The following is a 22082-nucleotide window of genomic DNA, read 5'->3' as shown; positions in this document are numbered from 1 at the left end:
ACCGTGAGCCTGCTTCCTACCGAGCCCACCGCTGTGCCGGGCCCCCGCAGCGCGGAAATCCTTGCCGCTCAGGACAAGGTGTTCTACCCGGGGCTGTCGTCGGACGGGTATCCGTTCGTCGCGCGGTCCAGGTCGGGCTGGACGGTCACCGACGTGGACGGCAACGTGTTCGTCGACCTGGTGTCGTCCTCGGCGTCGGTGCCACTCGGCGCCGGGCGGGCCGAGGTGGTGGAACCGGCGGCGCAGGCGCTGCTGGACTTCGGCAACGAGGACAGCCACGCCGTGTTCCACGAGCGGATGCTGCCGCTGGCCACCCGGTTGCTCGACCTCGCGCCGAACGGTCTTACGCGCGTCGATATCGCGCTCAACGGCACCGAATCGGTCGAGACGGCGGTGCGGGTGATGCGTCGCGCAACGGGCCGCCCGGTGATCATCGGGTTCATGGGCGGCTATCACGGCGAGACGACGACGACCGCGGGGCTGGGTGCCGAGCAGTCCGAGATCGGGCGCGGCCTGCGCGGGGTGACCAGTGGCTTCGTCCACGTGCCGTTCCCGAACAGCTACCGCAGTCCGTTCGGGTCGCCACGGCCGGGCGGCACCGGCGACGCGACGGTCGACTTCCTGCGCGACCACATCCTGTTCCACGTCGTCGATCCGGCGGAAGTGGCCGGGGTCATCATTGAGCCGATCCTGGGCTCGGGAGGCGTTGTGATACCGCCGGATTCGTTCTGGCCGGCGCTGACGAGCTTGTGTCAGGAATTCGGCTGGTTGTTCTGCCTTGACGAGGTGAAGACGGGCTTCGGTCGGACGGGCGAGGTGTTCGCCGCTGACCTGTGGGATCTCGAGCCAGACTTGTTGTGTCTGGGCAAGGCCATGGGCGGCGGTGTGATGCCGATCGGCGCGCTGCTCGGCAATGAGCGGGCGCTGGGCGGATACGACGATCTGTCGACCGGCAGCACGTGGTCGTGGCTCCCGGCCGCGTGTGCGGCGTCCCTGGCGTATATGGACCTGCTGGAGCGCGAGGATGTGCTGGGCAATGTGCGCGCGCTGCACGCGGTTGCCGTCGCCAAGCTGTGCCCGTTGGTTGAGCAGGTGTCGCAGGTCGGTGACGTCCGAGTGCAGGGTGCGTTCGTCGGCGTGGAACTCGTCGTTGACCCGGTGACCAAGGAGCGGGCAACGGCCTTGCAGGAGGCCGTCGCCGAGGGGTGTCTCAGGCGCGGCGTGTTGGTCGCGTCGAGCACGACGAGCTTCAACATTCAACCGTCCCTGTCGATGTCGCCTGAGGCCTACGCAGAGGCGCTGGATCGGGTGATCGCCGCCATCGGGGAAGCCGTCGCGTGAACGATCGGCTGCGCTCGGATAGTGCCGCGGCGCTGGCCGACATGGCGTCGAGGGGAACACTGAAGGTGCCACCGATCCTGGACGCGCCGCAGGGCCCGTCGAGCCGGCTGGGTGACGGCCGGGAGGTGCTCGTCGCGTGCTCGAACGACTACCTGGGTTTGGCGGCCGATCCACGTGTGGTCGCGGCCTCCGCTCGGGGTCTGCAGGAGTTCGGAGCGGGCACGGCGTCGGTGCGGTTCATCTGCGGAACGTTCACGCCACACCTGGAGTTGGAACGAGATCTGGCGTCGTTGGTGGGTACCGAGGCGTCGCTGACGTTCGTGTCGTGCTGGGACGCCAACGCGGCGGCGATCACGACGTTGGCCGACGAGAACACCGTCGTGCTGTCCGATGCGCTGAACCACGCGTCGATCATCGATGCCGTCCGGCTGTCGCGGGCGGGAAAGAAGGTCGTGTACCCGCATGTGGATCTGGCCGCGCTGGACGAGGCGCTGTCGGGCATGGGGGAGTGGGCCCGCCGAATCGTCGTGACGGACGGCGTGTTCAGCATGGAGGGTGACGTCGCGCCGCTACCCGACCTGGTCGAACTGTGCCGTCGTCACGACGCTGTGCTGATCGTCGACGACTCACACGGCGTCGGTGTGATGGGCGCCGATGGTCGAGGGACACCGTCGGCGCAGGGCGTGCTGGGTGAGATCGACGTGCTGACTGGCACCTTGGGTAAGGCGCTGGGCGGAGCAGCCGGTGGATACGTGGCGGGTCCGTCCGAGGTAGTCGAGCTGCTGACGCAGGTCGCGCGCCCGTCGCTGTTCTCAAATGCGCTGCCGGTGCCGACGGCGTGCGGCGCCCGCGAGGCGGTGCGGATCCTGCGGACCGAACGGGAGAGGGTGACACGGTTGCACTCGTTGGCTGCTGCGTTGCGCGACGGCTTGCGCGACGCCGGCCTGGACCCGCTGCCGGGGGCGACGGCGATCGTTCCGATCATCGTCGGCGAGACGGCGCGCGCAGGCCGCATGAGCCGGGAGTTGCGCGAGGAGCACGGGGTGCTGGTGACCGGATTCGGCTACCCGGTGGTGCCGGAAGGCACTGCGCGGCTGCGGATCCAGGCCAACGCCGCGATGACTGACGACAACGTGGCCGCGCTGGTCAAGGCCATCGCGGCGGTCGCCAGTTAGCGCCGTCGTGTGTAGTGATTAGGCCCCGACCACCAACCGCTCGAACGCAATCCGGTCGATCGCCTCGTCGTCCAGTCCGATCCCCAACCCGGGCCCGGCGGCGTGCACCAGGCCGTCGGACCCGGTGCGCAAGACGTCGACAACCCCGTGCTCGAACGGCTCCACAGGCACGGCCTGCTCGAAGTACGTCGTCCGGCCGAACGCCAGGGCCACATGAAGATCCGCGGCCTGGATGACGGTGTGGCCGTAGCTGATCAATTCGACGTCCAACCCCGCGTCCGCAGCCACCTGAAACAACCGCACAGAAGGCGTCGGCCCGCCCACGAACGACACGTCGAACCGCACCGCGCTGAAGGGCTCGAACCGCAGCACATTCGCGAGCAGTTCCGGCTGCCAGAGGGCGTCGCCTGCAGGAAGTACTGGCACCGAACCGAATTCGTCGCGCAACTCTCGATACCCTGCCAGGTCGAAGTCCGGCAGCGGCGCCTCGAACCAGCGCGCCCCAACCGTGTCGCACGCCGCCGCCACCTTGCGTGCACCTTCGCGGTCGTAGCGTCCCTCTGCGTCGAACATCAGCACCAGTTCCGGGAACGCTGAGCGCAACCCATACAGTAGCGATGCGTCCCGGTCCGGTACGCCCCACGCGTGCAGTTTGACTGCGCTGTAACCGGACTCGACGAAGCCGGCGAGCGCATCCCGATACGCGGTCTCGTCGTCCAGCAGCGGCACCGACGCGTACCCCGGCAGGGACGAGCCACAATCCCCGCCCGCCAACAGCTCCCGTAACGGCACGCCCGCGCGCCGAGCAGCCAAGTCCCACAACGCCGTGTCGATCGTCGACCGCACTGCGGGCGGGAACGGCGACGTGCCGTCCTCCGACACCATCGCATAGACGCCGTCACGATCGGACGCGTCCCGGCCCAGCACCCGCGGCAACAGTGGCCGCAACGTCTCGATGGGCATGCGGTCCCACATCCCGAAGGTGTCGGAGTCGTACGCGCCGATACCCCAATAGCCATCGGCGTCGGTGATCCGCACCAACGTCGTCGTCGTGAACACCTCGTCGGAGAAGGAGGTGTACCGGAACCGCTCAACGTCGGGGCCCAGGGCCCACGCCTCGATCAACACGATGTTCGCCACGCCGTGCACACTACAGATTGTTGACAAAAAACAGCTAGCAAGATTAGTTGCTATTCTTCCGGCATGACCGATCCTGTGACGTTGCGGCCCATCGAGCTGCCGCGCTCGCTGACCGAGGACGCCGCCGACCGGATCCGCGAGCAGATCATCCTCGGTGGCTTCCGTCAGGGCGAGCACCTCAAGGAAGCGCACATCGCCGAGCAGCTCCAGGTCAGCCGCGGCCCCGTCCGTGAGGCGTTCAAGATTCTGCGGTCCGAGGGCCTCGTCGCCGAGGAACCCCGCCGCGGCGTGTTCGTCGTCAGCCTCACCGCCAAGGACGTCACCGACATCTACGGCCTGCGCGCCGCGATCGAGGAACTTGCGGCGCGGCTGGTGACCCAGCAGCAGGACGCCGCCGCCATCGCCACGTTACGAGCGCTGGTCAAGGGCATCGGCGACGCCGCCGCCACCGGTGACGCGTCCGCCGTCGCTCGCGCTGACGTCGCCTTCCACCAGGGCCTCTGTGCGCTGTCGGGAAACAGTCGTGTCCTCGAGGTCTTCCAGCGCTATGTGCCGACCATCCGCGGTCTGCTGCGGCTCGACGAGCAGATCATGCCGTCGCTGGATCAGGTCATGTGCCAGCACGAGCCGATCGTCGACGCGATCGCTGCCGGCGACGAGGACCTGGCCGCGCAACTGGCCAGCGAGCACGTGCTCGAGGCCGGCCGGCTACTGGTTGCGCTGCTCAACGAAGCCAAGTAGTTCTCCGAACCGTCGGACCCGCGCCGTTCGAGCAGAACGCAGATTGTTGACAATATGGAGTCTGCGAAATAGGTTCGACGCATGATGAAGCCGGTGGCCCTGGCACTCGCCGCGTTGACCCTGTTCACCGCAGGCTGCGGCGGCGGTGACGACACGCCCGTCGGCGCCGGCAGCTCCAACCCCGGTGACCCCGCCTCGATCACCGGCACCATTCGGCTCTTCTCCTACGAGGACGGCTACGACCCCGACTACATGGCGTCGTTCAAGGAGCAGTACCCGAACATCACGCTCGACACCGCGTCGTTCGGCAGCAACGAGGAGGCGATCGCGAAGGTCAAGTCCGGTTTCACCGCCGACGTCATCAACACCTGCGTCGACGAGGCCGCGCTGGAGGCCGTCGAGGCGGATGTCTATGCGCCGCTGGATACCTCGCGCCTGGAGAACTGGGACAAGATCTGGCCCGCCATGAAGGAGATGCCCGGCGTCACGTACGACGGCCAGTTCTTCGTCGTCCCGGTCGACGCGGGCACCGCCGGCCTGATGTACAACGCGGACAAGATCACCACCCCGCCGACGTCGTGGAACGACCTGTTCGACCCGAAGTACAAGAGCCGGGCCTCATTGCAGGACAACGCCGTCACCGCGATCGATATCGGCGCACTGGCAACCGGTATCACGGATCCGCTCAACATCGACGCCGGGCAGTTAGAGAGCGTGAAGCAGTTCCTCATCTCCAACCGCGGCAACTTCCGCACCTGGTGGGCCGATCAGGGTGAACTCATCACGCTGTTCAAGACCGGCGAGATCGACATCGCCAGCGGCTACACCAACATTCAGAAGGACCTGGAGTCCGAGGGGTTGAACGTGAAGTTCGCGACCGCCAAGGAAGGTCAGATGCTGTGGACCTGCGGGTACGGCATCAGTCCGAAGATCAAGCCCGAGAACGTGGATGCCGCATACGCGTTGCTCAATTGGTACACCAGCCTGCCCGCCCAGGTGTGGGCGGCGACGAACTGGAACTACATGGGCTCCAACGAGGGCATCGTCGAGGCGGTCACGCCGGAGGTGCGCGAGGACGCGGCACTGGACACGCTCTTCAACCTCGACGACGCCATTCCTGCCGCCCCGCCGAAGGACCGCGACGCGTGGATCAGGGCCTGGGCGCAAGTCAAGGCATCATGATGGACTTCGCCGCGCGGAGCGCGGAACTCGACAGATGAACCAGGGCGATCTGCTCGCAGATCCCGACGTTGCACTCGACGAAGCCCAAATAGCCGCCGCCGTAGGCGAACTGTTCGGAATCGTCGGCGCGGTGGTCGGCGGCTTCGACAGCGAGCGCGACCAGACCGCGCTGCTTGCCGACGCCGACGGCGCGCAACGTGTCGTCAAGATCTCGCACGCCGCGACGCCCGAGGCCGACGTGGATCTCGAGGGCAGAGCCGCCGTCTGGGTCCGCGACGTCGACCCGACGCTCCCAATGGCCGTCCCGCTGCCGACGCTCGACGGCGCCCTGCACGGGACGTCCCACGGCCGGTTGATCCGGCTCTACGACCGGCTGCCGGGCGAGGCTTCCCTGCCCGGCTCGACGCTCAAACCCGCTGCCGTCAAGGAGTTCGGTGCCGTCGCCGCCCGGCTCGGCCTGGCGCTGCGCGGATTCTTCCACTCCGCCGCTCGGCGCGGGCTGCCGTGGCACGCCGAATCCCGCCACGACGTGCGCCCGATGGCCGACGCCATCACCGACACCGCCGGCCGCGCACTGGTGCTCGAGGCCTTCGACCGATTCGAGACCGATGTCGCACCGCGGTGGGCCGGACTACGCGCGCAACCCGTGCACACCGACCTCACGCTCGACAATCTGCTGCTCGACGACGACGACCACGTCTGCGGCATTCTCGACTTCGGTGATCTGACGCACACCGCTCTGGTTTGGGACGTGGCCGCCGCGCTGTCGTCGGTGGCGTCGACTCGCACCGGGCGCGACCTGCACTCGACCATCGGGCTGTTCCTGGACGGCTACACGGCGTTCTGCCCGCTGGAACCCGTGGAACGCGAGGTGCTCGTCGACACGCTGCGGCTGCGCACCGCGATCACGTTGAGCCTGTCGGCAGGGCGCCGCCGCGATCGCCCCGACATCGCCGACTACCTGTCCAGCTGGGACGCCGGCGCGTGGAGCCTGCTCCGCGAACTAGAGACACCACAACCCAAGCCGACGAACCTGCGCGCCCGCCGCGACAGAGTCTTCGGAACCGTGCTTGCACCGCTGACCTACTCCGAGCCGCTGACGCCTGTACGGGGAAGCGGCGCAACGCTGTACGACGTCGACGGCCGCGAGTACGTCGACGCCTACAACAACGTGCCCGTCGTCGGGCACGCGCACCCGCGGGTGGCGACGGCGATCGCCGATCAAGCCCGCCTGCTCAGCACCAACCTGCGCTACCTGCACCCGCGCGCCATCGAGCTCGCCGAGCGACTCATCGCGACGATGCCCGCCGGACTCGACACCGTGCTGTTCCTGAACTCGGGCAGTGAGGCCGTCGACCTGGCGTGGCGCATCGTCGAGGCCGCCACCGGGAAGACCGGCGCACTGGTGTCCGACTTCGCCTACCACGGGGTGACGACGGCGACGACGGCGTTGTCGCCCGAGCAGTGGCGCGGCGGCTGGGCGCCGGAGCACGTGCGGACGTTCACCGTGGGCTCGCAGCCGGAGGCCGACGGGGTCGCCGCCGTGTTCATCGAACCGACCTACACCAGCGACGGAATCCTGGTGCCGCGCACCGACTATCACGCGTCGCTGTGTGCCAGGGCTCATAAGGCGGGCGCGCTCGTCGTCGCCGACGAGGTGCAGGCCGGCTTCGGCCGCGCCGGAGACCACCTGTGGTCGTTCGTCGGCGCGGGCATCACGCCGGACGTCGTCACGCTCGGCAAGCCGATGGGCAATGGCTTCCCGGTGGCCGCGGTCATCGCGCGCCGCGCCGATGTGGAGGCGCTGGCAGAGCACACCGAGTTCTTCAGCACCTACGCCGGCGGGCCCGTCGCCGCGGCGGCCGCCACCGCGGTACTCGACGTCATCGCCGACGAGAACCTGATCGAGCACGCCGGCGCAATGGGCGAACTGCTGCGACAGCGATTGACCGAGAGCGGCTACGACGTCCGCGGCCGCGGCCTGCTGATCGGCGTCGACCTCGGCGACGCCGCGCACGCCGGCCGGGTGCTCGACCGAGCCCGCCGCAACGGCGTGCTGATCGGCTCGACGGGTCCGCGCTCGGACGTCCTGAAGATCCGTCCGCCACTTGTCATTACACCCGAGCAGGTCGAGAAGGTGGCCGCGACCGTGCTTAACGCGATTGAGAGGGAGAAGCATGAGAAGTAGGGATCAGTTCGAGGGGACGGACCGCTCGCTGCAGCGGGCCTGGATCAAGGGCGCCGGGTTCACCGACGAGGAGCTCGCGCAGCCGCTGGTGCTGATCGCCAACACCTATCAGGACTTCTCGCCGGAGAACGCGCACCTGCGCACGCTCGTCGACGCGGTGAAGACCGGCGTGCGGATGGGCGGCGCAACGCCCATCGAGTTCAACACCTTCCACGTCACCGACAGCGAGGCGTTCGCGGCGCGCAGCATGCGCTACGTGCTGCCGAGCCGTGATGTGGTGGCCGACTCGATCGAGCTGATGGCCGAGGGCCACGGCGTCGACGCGCTGGTGTTGCTGACCGGCGGCGACAAGCCGACGCCGGGCATGATGATGGCGGCCGCGCGGCTGAACCTGCCGGCGATCCTGCTGTACGCGGGCCCCACGCAGTACGGGGTGTACCGCGGCAAGAAGCTGTTCCTCGAGACGGTGTACGACGGCGTTGGTGAGGTGGTGCGCGGCGAACTCGACGAGGCGACGCTCAAGCACTGGGAGGACGAGCTGTTCCCCGGGCCGGGCGCGGGCGACACCCTGACATCGGGCAACACCGCAGGCATCTACTGCGAGGCGCTGGGCATGTCGTTGCCGCACACCGGGACCCTGCCTGCGGGGTGCAACAACCAGATCCGGGCGGCCAAGTACACCGGGATGCGCATCGTGGAACTGTTGCGCGACAACGTCCGTCCTCGCGACATCCTCACCGCGGAGGCGTTCGAGAACGCGCTGCGCGTATCGCTGGCGGTGTCCGGCTCGACGAACCTGGTGCTGCACTTCATCGCGATGGCGAAGGAGGCGGGCATCGAGCTGGACTTCGACACCATCGACCGCATCGGCCGGCAGACGCCGACATTGGCGAAGCTCGCGCCGTCGGGCCCCTGGGGCGTGACCGAACTGCACGCGGCGGGCGGGGTGCCCGCGGTGCTCGCCGAACTCGGTGACCTGATCGACAAGTCGACCATCACGGTGTCAGGACAGACCACCGGCGAGATCGCTGCGGCGGCGGAGAACCTCAACCCCGAGCTGCTGGTATCCCGCGACAACCCGATCGCGCCGGAGGGGGCGATCTTCATCCTGCGGGGCAGCCTGGCACCCGACGGCGCGGTGGTGAAGGCGTCCGGCGTGGCACCGTCGATGTGGAGCTTCGACGGCACGGCCAAGGTCTTCGAGGACGAGGAGTCCGCGATCGAGGGGATCCTCGGCGGCCACGTCACACCGGGCACGGCGATCATCATCCGCAACGAGGGGCCCAGGGGCGGGCCGGGAATGCGCGAGATGCTCGGTGCGACATCGGCAGTCGTGGGGATGGGCCTGTCGGAGAGCGTCACGCTGATCACCGACGGCAGGTTCTCCGGGGCGACGCACGGCCCGGCGATCGGTTACGTCGGGCCGGAGGCGGCCGACGGTGGGCCGATCGGGTTGGTGCAGGACGGGGACCGGATCGTCATCGACCTGCGTGCGCGCCGGCTGGACCTGGACGTGCCCGCGGACGTGCTGGAGGAGCGGCGTTCCCGCTGGACCCGTCGCGAACCCAACGTGAAATCGGGATACTTGGCCTTCTATGCCAGGAACGTCGCACCAGCGTGCCAAGGCGCCGTGATGCCCCGGTGATGAGCGCTGGCGCGAAGAACAGAGGGCAGATGACTCATTACGACGCCGTCATCATCGGTGGCGGTCACAACGGGCTGGTCGCGGCGTTCTACCTGGCGCGCGCCGGGCTCAAGCCGCTGGTTCTGGAGCGGCGGCCGTTCGTCGGCGGGGCGTGCAACACCGAGGAGTTCGCGCCGGGCTACCGAGCGTCGACCGGGGCCTACGTGTTGTCGATGCTGCGCGAGGCGATCTGGCAGGACATGGCGCTGGAGCGACGGGGAATCTTCGTCGACCCGGCGGGCCCGACGCTGAACCTCTATCCCGACGGCGCGAGCTACTACCTGGGCGACGACATGGCCGAGAACGTCGCGGCGACCAAGCACTTCTCGGCGGCCGACGCGCGGGCGCTGCCGAAGTTCGAGGAGGACCTCAGCGAGATGGTCCAGCAGGTGCTGCCGGTGTTCGACTGGACGGCACCCGACCCGCGGGTGAGAAGTCTGGACGACCTGCGTGGGCTGGCGAGGCTGGGTGGGGTCGGGCTGCGCGCACGCAAGCACCTGGACCAGCTGGCGCGGTTGTTCACCTCCAGCGCGCATCAGATCCTGGCCGAGCGGTTCGAGAGCGAACACGTCAAGGCCGCGCTGGGTTGGCATGCGATCAACGACAGCGTGGCGGGGCCGTCGACGCCGGGGACGGCGTTCGTGCTGCTGCACGACCACGCCAGCGAGGAGAGCGACGGCGGGGTGCGGCAGTGGGGTTTCGTGCGTGGGGGCATGGGCGTGCTGACCGAGGTGATGGCCGATGCGGCGCGGGAGGCCGGCGCTGAGATCCGTTGCGATGCAGCGGTTGCGGGCATCGTGACCCGCGGGGGGCAGGCGACCGGGGTGCGGCTGGTGTCCGGTGAGGAGATCAGTGCCACGCGGGTGCTGTCGAACGCCGATCCCAAGCACACGTTTCTGACGCTGTGCGACCGCGCCGACCTGCCCGACGACTTCGTGCGGCAGGTGGAGGCCTACCGCTGTATGGGCACCAGCATCAAGATCAACCTGGCGCTGAGTGAGTTGCCTTATGTCACAGGGCATCCGACCGGGGGAGTGCAGCCGTATCACCGGGGGATCATGGAGGTGAACCCGTTCATCGCCGAGATGGACCTGCACCAGGCGCAGGCGCAGTACGGTCTGGCGGTGCGGGACTCGCATGTGGAGATCGTGTTCCCGACGGTGCATGATCCGTCTCTGGCGCCCGACGGCAAGCACATCGCGACCATCGACGTGAACTCTCAGCCGTTCCACCTGCGCGACGAGTCGTGGGACGACATCAAGGAGAAGCGGGCCGACGAGGTCATCGCCCAACTCGAGGCGCACTTCCCCGGGTTGAGCGGGTTGATCGAGCATCGCCAGGTGCTCAGCCCGCTGGACATGGAGCGGGTGATGGGTTTGACGGGCGGGCACGCGCTGCACGGGGACATGTCGCCGGATCAGTTGCTGTTCATGCGGCCGGTGCGGGGGTGGGCCAAGTATCGGACGCCTGTGCGCGGGCTGTATCTGTGTGGTGCCGGCACGCACCCCGGTGGTGGGGTGACTGGGGCGAACGGCCGGAATGCGGCTCGCGAGGTGCTGCGGGATGTGAAGCGGCGGCGCTGACCGCGTATAAGGGCAGAGTGCACAATCTCCGTGTCGACTGAGCGAATCATCGGTACCGTCCAGCCATGCCGTTGGCCAACGGTGCGAAGTTTGCCAGCTACACCATTGAGCGGCGGCTTGGCGCAGGGGGGATGGGCGAGGTCTACCTCGCTCAGCATCCTCGGCTGCCCCGACACGACGCCATCAAGGTCCTGCGGTCCGACATCTCGTCCGACCCGGACTACATGGAACGGTTCAATCGGGAAGCAGATCTGGCGTCCAAGCTGTGGCACCCGCACATCGTCGGAATTCTCGACCGCGGCAAGTACCGCGGGCGACTGTGGATCACAATGGACTTCGTCGACGGCACCGACGTGGCCTGTCTGCTCCAGGAGCAGTATCCCGATGGCATGCCGGTTCGCGATGCTCTCGCCATCGTCAAGGCGGTGGCTTCGGCGCTCGACTACTCCCACGCGAAGGGCTTGCTGCACCGTGACGTGAAGCCCGCCAACATTTTGGTGGCGGACGCCGAGCACGGGGAACGACGAATCCTTCTTGGCGACTTCGGTGTCGCCCGCGACCTGGCCGAGGAGAGTGGCGGCGGGCTCACGGCCACCAACATGACCGTCGGGACGGCGGCGTACGCCGCGCCCGAGCAGCTGATGGGGCTCCCCGTTGACGGCAGGGCGGACCAATACTCGCTGGCGGCAACGACTTATCACCTGCTGACCGGAACGCAGTTGTTCCAGCACTCGAACCCGGCAGTCGTGATCAGCAACCACCTCAACGCGATGCCGCCCAAGCTTGGCGACATCCGGCCCGAGTTGGCGGCGTTGGACGCGGCGCTGACGCGGGCGCTGGCCAAGGACCCGAATGATCGATTCGCCACGTGCATGGAGTTCGTCAGTGCGTTGGAGGCGCCCACCGAGACGCCAGACGAATCGGTGACGACACCCACCCTGCACGCCGCTGACACCATGGTGGCGCCCGTGGCCACCCCCGCTACACGCACACCGGAGGCGCCCGTGCTGGGTCACCGTCGCCGTCGGAGTGCCCTCCTGATCGGTGCGGCGGCAATCGTGTTGGTGATCGCCCTGGGCGCGTACTTCGCGCTGCAGCCCGCCAACGAGCCGCCTCCTGCTGATCCGTTCACCCTTGCAGGAACAGTGCAACTGACCAAGGACATCATCAAGACGGTCGACCTGCCCACCGGCTACAAGTGCGCTGGAGCAAGGGATTTCGGCGACATCGCACCCAACTCCCCGATCACCGTCGAGGATGAGTCGGGCAAGCTTCTGGCCAAGGGCAGCATCCAGAAGAGCAGCAGTAACGACGACGGTTGCGTCATGCAGTTCGCGGTCGGCGACGTCCCTGCGGGGGCTCGGTTCTACCGCGTACAGGTGGGCCAGGGCCACGAGATGAGCTACACGGAGGAGGAGGCGAAGGCCGGCGTTGAGTTCCTCATGAGAGGCACCGACGATCCGACGCCCACCCCGCGGCCGAAACCCTCTACGCCCACGCGGACGGTCACGGTGTCACCGACGCCGGACGTGGAGAAGATGAGCCTGACCAGGCTGCAGAACATCGCGGGCGAAGATCGCGGCTACGTCGCCGCACGCCTCGCCGACATCTGGGTCCCACAGGTCAGCTCGAAGCGCGTCGGCATCGAGGCCAAGGGCATCATCTGGGACAACCAGGCGATCCTCGAGGAACATCTACGGCTACGCAATATCTATCCCGATGTTCGGCTGCTGTGGTCAGGGGACTGGTCGACCTACGACGGTCCCAACTTCTGGGTCACCATCGTCGGGCTGTTCTCCAACAACCCCTACCAAGTCCTCGGGTGGTGCACCGATCAGGGCTTCGACAGGGACAACTGCATCGCGAAGGTCGTCAGTACGACGCACCCAATCGAGGGAAGCACGAAGCTGAACCCATAGTGGCGGCGCTGGAAGTTCCATTTGTGAGCGGTGTCACGAGAGACGTGGACGGCGGCTACACCCGCCGGTCCCCGGGCCACCGTCGAGTGCCACACGGCAAAGAACGTAGGTGGGCGAGGCAGGGTCGCCGTTGTCGCCAGTCAACCGTAGCGTTAGGACGTGTGTACTCTGGCTTGCGAGCAATTGGCTTGTGCTGCTGTGACTTCGGTGTCACAGCAGGTCGCCTGCCGCGGGGAGCGGGTTGAGCGCAGCAGCATGCGGGAACACCGTCAGGGTTGACGGTGTGACCTGCGCGGTCACCATGAGATCTATCGCGGAAGGGCAGGAGGAACGCATATGGGTTCTTCGGATGTCGGCCCGCGTCTGGGCTCACGATTCGGCTCCTATGAGCTGCACTCGTTGATCGGTGTCGGCGGGATGGGCGAGGTCTATCGCGCCTACGACACCGTGCGTGAGCGCGAGGTGGCGCTCAAGGTGCTGCGGCCCGACATGGCGGCCGACCCGAGCTTTCAGGAGCGCTTCCGCCGCGAGTCGCGCATCGCGGCGCGCCTGCAGGAGCCACACGTCATCCCCGTGCACGACTTCGGCGAGATCGACGGTGTGCTCTACATCGACATGCGCCTGGTCGAGGGCACCAGCGTCAAGGACGAGCTGCGGGTCAACGGCGCGCTGCCGCCGACCCGGACGACGGCGATCATCAGCCAGGTCGCGTCCGCGCTGGACGCCGCGCACGCCAGCGGCCTGGTTCACCGCGACATCAAGCCCGAGAACGTGCTGCTCACGCCCGAGGACTTCGCGTACCTGGTGGACTTCGGCATCGCCTATGGCGGCGGTGAGGCGACGGTGACGAAGACGGGTCTGGTCATCGGCTCGTGTGCCTACATGGCGCCGGAGCGGTTGAACGGACAGGCCGGTGGCTCGGCGTCGGACGTGTACTCGTTGACGTGCCTGCTGTACGAGTGCCTGACCGGTCGGGCACCGTTCGAGGCCGGTGACCTGCGCCAGGTCATGAGCGCGCACCTGTTCTCACCGCCGCCGAGGCCCAGCATCATGCGCCGCGGGATCGCGTCAACCTTTGATGACGTCGTCGCGAAGGGCATGGCCAAGGACCCCGCCAAGCGCTACGCGTCGGCGGGGGAGCTGGCCAGGGCCGCGACGGCCGCCGCCCACGATCGGCCGGTGGCCGCGGCGCCGGCCCCGCCCGTTCGGCCGAGTTCGCCGCCCCCGACGCGGCAGTTCACGGCGGTCGATCCGCGACCGTCGGTGACGGGCTACGTCCCTCATGCCCCGCTCCCGCCTTCGGCACCGGTCCGGAAGTCGCGGTTCAGCCGGACCCAGTGGGCGTTGATGGCGGGGATCGTCGGCATGTTCGCCTTGGCAGGGGTGCTGGCCGCGGTGGTGGCGTCCACTGGAGGCAGTGGCGGGGGTTCGGAGCCGCGGAGCACGCTGGCCGTGCCGCCGCCATTGCCTTCTGAAGAGCCCGTGCCGTCGGCCTCTGAGGAGGAGACGACGACACCGTCCACCACGTCGACCTCACCCACGACGACGACGAGTTCGGCACCGATCGCGGGCCTGTCGGGGATCGATTCGCAGGGCTTCGTCGGTCACTCGGCGCGCTGCGACGCGGGCAGTTCGCCGGCGGCGATGATCAAGACCGCGAACTCCCTGGCGATCGTGTGCGAGACGTCGCCGGGCAGCTACTACTACCGCGGCGAGCGGTTGCGCGACGGGGCCCAGCTGGTGCTGCAGAACGCGGTGCCTGCCGGCGGCGGGTTCGACGCGATCAACCCGGACGACGGTGCCCGGTATCAGGTGCGACCAGATCAGCTGACCATCTCGAGTAGCCGTGGGTCCGAGACGGATCCTGCGTTGGAGTACGGGGCGCGGTAGCTCGTTGGGCGACTTCGGTAGGCGCGCCGCCACCCGGACCCACTGCGGGGCTGGGAATGGGGTGAGGAGCTAGATCACGGCTATCCCGCGACTGATCTTTGGGCGCGGCCCGGAGGCGAGTACTTCTGCCGCTTCCTCGCCGACGGCGATCTCGGCCTAATCCCTCAGAAGGGATCGCAGCGCTTCACGGGTCTCAGCGTCTACTGAGTAGATGGCGGTTCCGACCATCCCCCGGGTGAGCAACACCTTGTAAACGTTACGAACGAGCAGATCAAAGCGCCGATCGGGAACAGTTGCCTGATTACGGAAGTCTGGGTCCTTGTTGGCGCTTCGAACCGAGACGAACCGTCCGTCGCGCCATACTAGATCCGGGCCGATGATGACGCCATTCCAGTCATATTCGAATCCTTGGGCCGTGTAGACACAACCGACCTGACCGAAGCCGCCATCCTCGGTCGCCCAGAGTGCACTTGGCGGCGCGTCGCCGATACGTCGATCACTCTTGCTGTTCCACGGGCGCGCCCAATCGCCGATCTGGACGTCTGGTGCCAGCGTTCCATCCTTGCGGGCTTCGCTCCAGCGCCAACAGAATCCAGCAGTCATCCTCGCTGAGTAACCGTGCTCCATTTTTCCTCGGAGGAGGTCCTCCAAGTCGGTTGGGCTGTCAACCACTTGTACGTCGAACTGGGGATCGCCATGCCATTGGGTCGGTAGACCCTCAGTGAGGCCGAGCAGTCGTGTCACCCAGAGCACGTATTCCTCGCTGCCACCGCAACGGAACTGCGCACCAAGCTCGATGTGCTGGAAGTCATGGCCAAGGTGTGCCGAGTGCCGTTCAATCTGTTCCAGGGTGCCCATCTCACCCGGTCGGACGACCTGGTTCTCATCGAGTAGGAAGACCGGGACCCGAGCTGCAGCGATGAGTTCGTCGACTTGGGTTCGATCGGTTCGATATTCCGCCTTTGTATAGCGGCTCGCCGACGTCTCGCGGATGCGGTGCGCCTCATCGAGGACCAAAACATCCAGCCCGTTTGGGTCGGCGGACATGAACTGGTTGAAGTACTTGAACATCGCCTGCACTGCCTTTGCCCGGTGTCCCGCGACCTTGCGTAGCGTCTGAGTGAAGGACCTCGATCCCGTTGCGTGTACGACGGTGCGGCCCCTTCGTGCGAGTTCACCCAATACTGACAGCGCCACTGCGCTCTTGCCCGACCCTGGGCCGCCCGTGACCGCGATGACGCGCTTCTTGTTTCCGGCACGGGCATGTTCGATCGTGTGCAGGATCAACTCGACGGCAAGTCGCTGATTTCCAATCAGTTGGAACTGCGGTCGATCGCGAATTTCTGAGGCTGCTACTTTGAGCAGCTGCATCGACGGGGCGATTGCCGAGTGCATCAAGATGTCCCCGGCTGTATGGCCGGGACGAGCCGCGAGCCTGGACTTTAGGAAGTCAACCATCGTCCCTTTGTCAGCACCGGTGAACAATCGTCCGTTTGTGGACACAGGGACTGCGAGGAGGTCTTTGAATTCAGCTAGATTGACCGCGTTATGGAGGTAGGCCATGCCTGCAAGGGCGTCTGGCTGATCGGCGATTGCGCGGGCAAAACTCGCCAGGTACTCACAGTAGCCGCGAACTTGAACTACTGGATGCAATTTGGGCGGCCCTGGCATGCCTGGAACCTCGACGAGTTCTGGGTCCCCCTCAAACGTGTATGCGGTCGACCATTGCTTCAGCTCGACGACCACGTATGACGGTTGTCCTGTCAGCGGGTGGACTCCGGCCAGGACCACATCAGCGCGTTGAGATGTGAGCGGCAGGTGGTACTCGATGAGCATCTCGACTTCGCCGAGGCCTGCGTCGACGAGATCGCCCGCAAACGCTGGCAGGCTCTTCCGCCAAGACGACTGTTCGGCGGGCGAGGCGCGGTGGCCAGTTTGATACAACATCTGCTCGAGAAGCTGCTCGACGAGAGATTGGGGCTCTTGGCCGCGGATGCGGTTGGCAGTCGTTCGGATGAGCGTCAAGTGGAATCCCCTGGGCAGCACGAAGTGAGTCGTGCGGGTGGGGACATGTCCGGCATCACACTTCTGTCGCGGAAGTCCGTCGAACCGCGGCAGTCATGCTAGTTCAGCCGTGCGCCGTTCAACGCACATCGGGCGTGGAGACAATCATCGAACTGCGCACCGATAAGCAAATGTGATCGGCGATCTATACCCGGCGTACCCAAGTCGGCCTTAAAAAGCTGCTGTGGTGCAATGTCTCCAACCATGGCGACGACCACACTCAAAAACCGAAACAACCTAGTGCACGACATCGGTGTGCGCGGTGGCGGAGCTGGGCGCTGACAGGCCTACGTCGAGTTCTTGATCGAAGGGAAGGTGGTGATCAGAATTTCGACCAGTTGCCGCGCGTTGTCCTCATCGACCTGTATCGATTGGCTGCTCTTCGGCTCCGATGTGCGGTCGTCAGAACCGAAGGTGCTCAGATGTAGGAGCAGTGCTCCGTCGTCGGCTTGGACGACATTGTAGAAGCAGTCGACCTCGGACCGATGCGGCCGGATTGTTTGCTGTCCCTGTGCAATCGATCGGATGCGTGCCATGCACCCACCATATGAGCAGGTGACGAGCATCTGCCGGAAGGCACGCCGCATCGGCGACGCCTGTCCGCGGGCGCGCACGCGGACAGGCTTAGTTCATCGAGGCGTTTAGCGTCGACAGCGTCAGCAGTCAGGCCACGCCGCCGACGACCAGTACGGTGCTACCGCAACGGCCAGCGGTGGACCGAACGCTTGGCAGCCATTCGGCTACACCCGCCGGTACCTAATGGGGTCTGACTCGTATGCCACTCTGCTCGGCACAACCCTAAGCGGTACAAGCGAATTCGTCGTTCTAGTGTGTCGACTACCTCGAGCTGATGTCATGTCGAAGAGCGATTCGTCGCAAACCTGCTGCGGCTGAACACCATCAGACAGACACGCGACCCCGGCAGTGGCCGTGCCCAGATCTGCCGTGCTACACCAACCCCGCAATGAACCGCGCAGCCTGATCCGGATAGGGGGCAAGCTCGTAATTGCTGTGCGCCGACCGATCGCGGCCCGCCGAGCAGATCGGATCCCCTTGGCTGCACAGATCGATTGCGCGGCCCGCGAATTGGCCGGTCGTCGACAACGGGCTTCCGAACCGCGCGCCGGGGTTTCCGAACACCGCAACGACAGCGACATTGCCGGCGAGTTCGATGGGCAGCGGTGGTGCCGACCCGATCGAGCCGATGCGATCCCCGATGGGCGCCACCCCCGCCAGCATCGACACCGCGGATGCGCCTTGGGAGAAGCCGCCGAGCACAATCCTGGTGGCCGGGCACTGCTCGGTCATCCAGGCGATGTGGCCCGCAGCGTCGTCGGCGCCGTTCCGGGTGGACAGGAAGTTGTAGCTCGCGGGGTAGTTCACCGCGTAGGTGCCCAGGGTGCGACCGCCGAGTTGCGGTCGGAGCGTGTTGGCCAGCGCGTCCCCCACCCGACCTAGGCCGGGCGGCTCCGCCGTGCCGCGGGCGAAGACGAGTTCGACATCGGCACACGGATCGGCGGACGCCGGTGTCGCGGGCACGCCGATCACGGCGGCGGCGGTGATGGCCATGGCGGCGACGAAGCGAAGGATCACGCCTGCATCCTCACACGGAACTCGGAGGTCAGACCGGCACCGGCTCGGCACCGTCGACGAGACCCAGCCGCCACGCGCCCTCGCCCAGCAGTTCCAGGTGTTGCCGATGATGCCGGTTGACGGTGCTGCGATGGGTGACGCTGACGAACACGGTGTCGGGCAGTTCGCGGCGGACCAGGCTGTAGATCATGAACTCCAGCGGTTCGTCGAGGGCCGAGGTCGCCTCGTCGAGGAACGCCGCCTTGGGCTTGGTCAACAGCACGCGGGCGAACGCGATGCGCTGTTGCTCGCCGGGGGAGAGCACCTTGGCCCAGTCGGCCTCGTCGTCGAGCCGATCGGTGTAGCGCGGCAACGCCACCGCCTCCAGCGCCGCCCGCACCTCGTCATCGGGAATCTCGCCGGGCTCGTGCGGATAGGACACCACCGTCCGCAGGTCGCCGAGCGGAACGTACGGCAGCTGGGACAGGAACATCGTTTCGTGCTCGCCGCCCGGGCAGCGCATCGTGCCCGAGGTGTACGGCCACAGCTCGGCCAGGCTGCGCAACAACGTGGACTTGCCGGTGCCCGACTTCCCGGTGATGATCAGCGACTCCCCGGGATCCAGTCGCAGCTGCAGGTCGCTGATCAACTGCGCACCGGCCGGGTCGCGGACCTCGACCGCGTCGAGTTCGACCGCGCCGTCGGCATCGGCGGCGACGGTCAGCTTGGGCAGCGCTCGGCTCTGTTCGTTGGCGGTCACCAGCCCGTGCAGTCGCAGGATGGAGGCGCGGTAGCCGGCGAACACGTCGTAGGAGTTGCGGAAGAACGACAGCGCCTCCTGGATGGAGCCGAACGCCGCCCCCGACTGGATGACCGTGCCGAGCTGGATCTGGCCGGTGAAGAGCCGGGGCGCCTGCAGCAGCCACGGCAGCGGAAGGTTGATGTGGTTCATCGACAGGTTCCATCCGGTGAAGACCATGGTCCTGTTGATGAACCGCTTGTAGTTGGACAGCACCGGCTCGAACCGGCTGCGCAGCTGACGGCGCTCGGGCTTCTCGCCGCGATAGAGGGCGACGGCCTCGGCGGCATCCCGCAACCGGACCAACGCGTAACGGAACGCGGCGTTGAACTTCTCGTTGTTGAAGGACAGCCGGATGAGCGGACGGCCAAGCCAGAACGCGACGACGGTCGCGACCGCCACGTAGACGAACACCGTCCAGAACATGGCGCGCGGCACCTCGACACCGAAGAGCGACACGGAACCGGAGAGGTTCCACAGGATCTGGGTGAACGAGACCACCGACACGATCGACGAGATCGCCCCGAACAACAGCGTGCCGTTGCTCGTCTGATGCGGAGTGTTCGGTTGCGGGCCGGAGATGGCGGTGAAGACGTCGATGTCGGACTGGATGCGCTGATCCGGATTGTCGATGGTCTGGTCGATGAACCGGCCGCGGTAGTAGGCCCGCCCGTCCAGCCAGTCGCCGGTGAGCCGGTCGGTCAGCCACGCCCGCCAGGCCAGCATGAAGCGTTGGGTGATGAACAGGTCGATCATGATGCGGGTGACGAGTATCGCCGCCAGAAGCGCGAAGAGCATCAGCGACAGCCAAAAGCCCCAGACCCCAGAGTCTTTCACCGACTGGTTGCCGACCGCGTGCCCCTGCACGGCGATCTGCGCGGCGGAGTACAGGTCGTTGCTCTGGTAGCTGAACAGGACGTTCAGCCGCACCCCGATGATCACCGACAACAGCATGGCGCTCAACGAGATCCACGGCTTGATGCTGTGCCGTCCGGTGAAATAGGCCCCGGTGACGGCCCAGAACTGTCGGCCCCAGACGGTGAACCGGGCGATGAGCGTCAGCACGACCAGCGTGCCGAGCGCGGTGATCGCCCAGGCCTCGCCGATCCAGATCAGCGAATCGACAAGGCCGTTACTCCAGTCGATCGACGGCGAGAACGGTTTCAGCTCGTCCATTCAGAACCCCCAGTCCTGCGTCAGCGGACACGCTCGCGGCGAAAGCTACCGCAGGGCGTCAGGAAATCGGAGGTCAATGGGGCTTCTGGAGTCTTTAACCTGTCGAAAACTCAGAAACGGCGGCGATCCGCCGTCGGTGCGCGGCGCTGCCGGCCTCAGGCCCCCTGCGGGAAAAGGGCCGCCAGGCACTGCGAGCCGTGCACATCCGCCAGGACTACGGCCGGCGACCGTCACTGATGAAGGCGCTGGAGGAGAAGGCCTCTGAACCGCGGGCGGCGTTTGTCACTCCCCGTGAGTAGCGTCCGCGATATGAGTGACAAGCGACGAGCAGACAGGGCCAAACAGGCCCGACGTGACGTGCGGCGGGCGAAGAGGCGCACCGCGGGAACTTCTACCGACACGGAACTCACGGACGCGATACGCAGTGCGCTGGCGGGTGGGCATCCACTCAACCTGCTCAGTATGGCCAGCATGGTGATCCACGTGGGGAAACCTGACAGGCGCCGCGATGAGACGCACCTGGACAACATCCTGACCGGATTGATCGGTGTACGGAATCGGGAGACGACGGCGCTACTGGCCGTCACTGCCGAACTTCTCGTCGACGATCCAGCGCAACAGCTCCGATGCCGCCGCGAAGTGGCCGAACGTGGCGAGCATCTACCGCGATGGATCACCGCACTGCCGCAGGTCGACGTCTACCGCGCGGTCCGCAGAACCCATGTGTTCCGTGACGTCGACGAAGTAGTCATCGGTATGCGACTCGACCGTGGCCACGAGCTGACCGTCGCCATCCGGATCGACCACAACATGCTCTCGACTGTCACCGATGCAGCCGCTGTGCCGGAACCGATCGACGAAGCGCTTGCCAAGGTCGCCGAAACCAGCACCGACACCGACATTTTCGAGATGACGCTTGCCGACGCGCGGGTGTGGACCGAGGATGCTCTCAACATGCCGACACTCTCGCCGAAGACCGATGAATGGCCGCTCTACCGGGCACTGGTTCGGTGGCTGGTAGGTCGGCTACCCGAAGGTGGTGAGCACCGGTCACCGCCCGGGGATTGGAAGTCGGGCAAGGAGCTGTGCGATGGGTTCTTCGCGACCAGTTCCGCGGCGCCGTTCACCGGCTCCAGCCATCGGGAGCTGCTGCTGGAACTCTTCGAGACTGGTACGGGTGACCCATTGCGGTGGAGCGCGGCGCGCGTCGAACAGGCGATCGGCGGCACGCCCCACAGCGAGTACAGCATTCCGTTGGAGGTCGCGCTAGATGCTCCCGATCTACTTCGCGCGTTCATCCCATACGCTCACGCGCAGAGTGGGATTCGCGACGAACTGACGGCGCGGACGCTCGCTATGGTCGAGAGTCTGAGGACGAGCTACAAGCGGGAGGTTTTGAGGCACGCCAAGTACTGGGGCCTCGACGACGTGGTCTAGCGCCGCACCGCCGCAGCGATCCGCATCCCAAGTTCCTCCAGTTCTTCGAGAACAAGATCGGCACGATCATGGAGGAAGTCACCTTGGCCTGGCCGGTGAGGGCGCGCAGAAAATCGGGTCGAACTCAACGGCCAGCCCTGACTGGAAAGGTGCAGATGACGGTTTCTAGAATCGCGACACCTATCTATAAT

General features: G+C 66.5%; 14 protein-coding genes and 1 pseudogene. 10 read left to right on the top strand and 5 right to left on the bottom strand.

The features are described from left to right. Positions 1–3 precede the first annotated feature (3 nt). Together ABIA65_RS20520 and ABIA65_RS20515 are read left to right on the top strand one after the other, a co-directional pair. On the top strand, positions 4–1341 hold the full coding sequence (locus tag ABIA65_RS20520) for a class-III pyridoxal-phosphate-dependent aminotransferase (protein WP_354524749.1): 1338 nt from the start codon (positions 4–6) through the stop codon (positions 1339–1341). Beyond that, positions 1338–2516: an aminotransferase class I/II-fold pyridoxal phosphate-dependent enzyme gene (locus tag ABIA65_RS20515; RefSeq protein WP_354524748.1), complete on the top strand. Its 1179-nt coding sequence runs from the start codon at positions 1338–1340 to the stop codon at positions 2514–2516. Before ABIA65_RS20520 ends, ABIA65_RS20515 begins: the two co-directional genes overlap by 4 nt. Before the next feature lie 18 nt (positions 2517–2534). Here the strand turns inward: ABIA65_RS20515 and ABIA65_RS20510 are convergent, their stop codons facing one another. Further along, on the bottom strand, positions 2535–3656 hold the full coding sequence (locus ABIA65_RS20510) for a mandelate racemase/muconate lactonizing enzyme family protein (RefSeq protein ID WP_354524747.1): 1122 nt from the start codon (positions 3654–3656) through the stop codon (positions 2535–2537). Positions 3657–3719: 63 nt separating this feature from the next. On the opposite strand from ABIA65_RS20510, the gene ABIA65_RS20505 reads away from it, so the two are divergent. The 7 genes and pseudogenes from ABIA65_RS20505 (at position 3720) to ABIA65_RS20475 (ending at position 14843) form a co-directional block, all read left to right on the top strand. After that, positions 3720–4397 carry a GntR family transcriptional regulator gene (locus tag ABIA65_RS20505; protein ID WP_241400960.1) on the top strand — a complete coding sequence of 226 codons (678 nt, stop codon included), beginning with the start codon at positions 3720–3722 and terminating at the stop codon, positions 4395–4397. Positions 4398–4478: 81 nt separating this feature from the next. Then, complete coding sequence (locus ABIA65_RS20500) at positions 4479–5579, top strand: ABC transporter substrate-binding protein (protein WP_354524746.1); 1101 nt, start codon at positions 4479–4481, stop codon at positions 5577–5579. Between the two features lie 34 nt (positions 5580–5613). After that, on the top strand, positions 5614–7767 hold the full coding sequence (locus tag ABIA65_RS20495; RefSeq protein WP_354524745.1) for an aminotransferase class III-fold pyridoxal phosphate-dependent enzyme: 2154 nt from the start codon (positions 5614–5616) through the stop codon (positions 7765–7767). Further along, on the top strand, positions 7757–9412 hold the full coding sequence (gene ilvD, locus ABIA65_RS20490) for a dihydroxy-acid dehydratase (protein ID WP_354524744.1): 1656 nt from the start codon (positions 7757–7759) through the stop codon (positions 9410–9412). Before ABIA65_RS20495 ends, ilvD begins: the two co-directional genes overlap by 11 nt. Positions 9413–9441: 29 nt before the next feature. Further along, on the top strand, positions 9442–11034 hold the full coding sequence (locus ABIA65_RS20485; protein WP_354524743.1) for a phytoene desaturase family protein: 1593 nt from the start codon (positions 9442–9444) through the stop codon (positions 11032–11034). Between the two features lie 65 nt (positions 11035–11099). Beyond that, positions 11100–11927: pseudogene (locus ABIA65_RS33520) on the top strand (serine/threonine-protein kinase); the annotation flags it as partial. A gap of 1362 nt (positions 11928–13289) precedes the next feature. Continuing rightward, positions 13290–14843 carry a serine/threonine-protein kinase gene (locus tag ABIA65_RS20475; RefSeq protein ID WP_354524741.1) on the top strand — a complete coding sequence of 518 codons (1554 nt, stop codon included), beginning with the start codon at positions 13290–13292 and terminating at the stop codon, positions 14841–14843. A gap of 156 nt (positions 14844–14999) precedes the next feature. On the opposite strand, the gene ABIA65_RS20470 is transcribed toward ABIA65_RS20475, so the two are convergent. The 4 genes from ABIA65_RS20470 to ABIA65_RS20455 all read right to left on the bottom strand — a co-directional run bounded on the left by ABIA65_RS20470 (position 15000) and on the right by ABIA65_RS20455 (position 20454). After that, on the bottom strand, positions 15000–16868 hold the full coding sequence (locus ABIA65_RS20470) for a DUF2075 domain-containing protein (RefSeq protein WP_241400954.1): 1869 nt from the start codon (positions 16866–16868) through the stop codon (positions 15000–15002). A 326-nt stretch (positions 16869–17194) separates the two neighbouring features. Further along, positions 17195–17443 carry a hypothetical protein gene (locus ABIA65_RS20465; RefSeq protein WP_241400953.1) on the bottom strand — a complete coding sequence of 83 codons (249 nt, stop codon included), beginning with the start codon at positions 17441–17443 and terminating at the stop codon, positions 17195–17197. Between the two features lie 412 nt (positions 17444–17855). Continuing rightward, positions 17856–18476, bottom strand: a complete 621-nt coding sequence (locus ABIA65_RS20460) for a cutinase family protein (protein WP_354524922.1) — start codon at positions 18474–18476, stop codon at positions 17856–17858. 52 nt (positions 18477–18528) lie between these two features. After that, positions 18529–20454, bottom strand: coding sequence for an ABC transporter ATP-binding protein/permease (locus ABIA65_RS20455; RefSeq protein WP_354524740.1), 1926 nt, complete (start codon positions 20452–20454; stop codon positions 18529–18531). A gap of 309 nt (positions 20455–20763) precedes the next feature. Between ABIA65_RS20455 and ABIA65_RS20450 the strand changes: the two genes are divergently transcribed. Then, a complete protein-coding gene (locus ABIA65_RS20450; RefSeq protein ID WP_354524739.1) occupies positions 20764–21891 on the top strand; it encodes a hypothetical protein in 1128 nt (375 codons plus the stop codon). The last annotated feature ends 191 nt before the right edge of the window (positions 21892–22082 follow it).

Source organism: Mycolicibacterium sp. 624 (assembly GCF_040548615.1).
In the GTDB taxonomy this organism is placed as follows: domain Bacteria; phylum Actinomycetota; class Actinomycetes; order Mycobacteriales; family Mycobacteriaceae; genus Mycobacterium.
This window is presented reverse-complemented; position numbering and strand designations above follow the sequence as displayed.

What these genes read in the sequence shown, in the direction of transcription:
- ABIA65_RS20505 (WP_241400960.1), top strand. Translation starts at nt 3,720, where the DNA reads ATGACCGATCCTGTGACGTTGCGGCCCATCGAGCTGCCGCGCTCGCTG.
- ABIA65_RS20500 (WP_354524746.1), top strand. Translation starts at nt 4,479, where the DNA reads ATGATGAAGCCGGTGGCCCTGGCACTCGCCGCGTTGACCCTGTTCACC.
- ABIA65_RS20495 (WP_354524745.1), top strand. Translation starts at nt 5,614, where the DNA reads ATGAACCAGGGCGATCTGCTCGCAGATCCCGACGTTGCACTCGACGAA.
- ilvD (WP_354524744.1), top strand. Translation starts at nt 7,757, where the DNA reads ATGAGAAGTAGGGATCAGTTCGAGGGGACGGACCGCTCGCTGCAGCGG.
- ABIA65_RS20485 (WP_354524743.1), top strand. Translation starts at nt 9,442, where the DNA reads ATGACTCATTACGACGCCGTCATCATCGGTGGCGGTCACAACGGGCTG.
- ABIA65_RS20475 (WP_354524741.1), top strand. Translation starts at nt 13,290, where the DNA reads ATGGGTTCTTCGGATGTCGGCCCGCGTCTGGGCTCACGATTCGGCTCC.
- ABIA65_RS20465 (WP_241400953.1), bottom strand. Translation starts at nt 17,443, where the DNA reads ATGGCACGCATCCGATCGATTGCACAGGGACAGCAAACAATCCGGCCG.
- ABIA65_RS20460 (WP_354524922.1), bottom strand. Translation starts at nt 18,476, where the DNA reads ATGGCCATCACCGCCGCCGCCGTGATCGGCGTGCCCGCGACACCGGCG.
- ABIA65_RS20455 (WP_354524740.1), bottom strand. Translation starts at nt 20,454, where the DNA reads ATGGACGAGCTGAAACCGTTCTCGCCGTCGATCGACTGGAGTAACGGC.
- ABIA65_RS20450 (WP_354524739.1), top strand. Translation starts at nt 20,764, where the DNA reads ATGAGTGACAAGCGACGAGCAGACAGGGCCAAACAGGCCCGACGTGAC.